This is a genomic window from Streptomyces bobili (assembly GCF_002154575.1).
Lineage (GTDB): Bacteria > Actinomycetota > Actinomycetes > Streptomycetales > Streptomycetaceae > Streptomyces > Streptomyces bobili.
This window is the reverse complement of sequence record NZ_MUBA01000921.1, coordinates 1-978: the sequence shown is the minus strand read 5'-3', so window position 1 is coordinate 978 and position 978 is coordinate 1. Positions and strand designations below refer to the sequence as shown.

Here is a 978-nt window from a genome sequence, read left to right as displayed (position 1 = left end):
TGTCGAAGCGGAGCAGACCGAGGACGTTGCTCTCGCGGGCACCGCGCAGCCTCTCGCTCGGCAGCCGCCCGCCCCACTCCCACTCCTCGTGGTGCAGGCGGCGCCCCTCGGCGGCTTGTTCGGCCCGCTCCTTGGCCGCCCGTTGGAACACCTGGCGAGTCAGGCGTTCGGCCTCGGCGAGCTGCTCGGGCGTACGCGCCGTCTGGCGCACGTTCCAGTGCAGGTCCCCGGCCATCCGCGAGGTGTGGCGGATCACCTCGTCCGGGCGGGGTGGGGCGGGCCAGAACTGCAGGAGGTAGCTGTCCGCCCGGGACTCCCCAGCCACTCTGGTGGAGAGTTCCCGTCCCTCGTCCATCCCCCGGGCGCAGTACCGGACCCGGTAGTCGGTTCGGGCGAGACCCAGGTCCCACGCGGCCTCGCCGTCCCCCTGCACCAAACTTGTGCGTTCCGACTCGGGGCGGAAGGACACCTCCATCACGTCATCCCAGACCGGGTCCAGCACAGGGGCTGCGTCGTGGACTTCCACGACAAAGCCGACGTCGCCCGCGTACAGCCCGGTGGACAGGACGATCACACCTGGAACCGCAGCCCCGCACAACCCCCCGATCTGGTACGCGAGCGCCTTGGCGAGGTCAGGTCTGGCGCAGTCCGGATCGCTCTCGACGTAGATCTGACGATCGTGAACACGCACCTCGCCTGCGACCGGCCTACGCACAGCACTCCCCTCGCCGAGGACGGCCTCAAAGCCCCTGTCGGGCAGGCCGTCACGTGCCCCGCATCATGCCGCAGGCCACTGACAACACGGCCGACGACGCCGCGAGGCCGACGGTGACATCGATGATGCGGCCACTGACGCAAGAGGGTGTCGGTCACGATGTGCCGTTTGCGGCCCGGCACCTTCTTGCCGCCGTCGTAACCGCGTGAGGCTGCCGACACCGTCGCGGCGGCCCGCACCGACTGCGCGTCGATGCCCCCGCC

At 70.4% G+C, this 978-nt stretch carries 2 pseudogenes; both read right to left on the bottom strand.

The annotated features are described in order from the left end of the window. Positions 1-691 (bottom strand): annotated as a pseudogene (locus BZL64_RS38715) (hypothetical protein); the annotation flags it as partial. 170 nt (positions 692-861) lie between these two features. After that, positions 862-978, bottom strand: a pseudogene (locus tag BZL64_RS39405) (transposase); the annotation flags it as partial.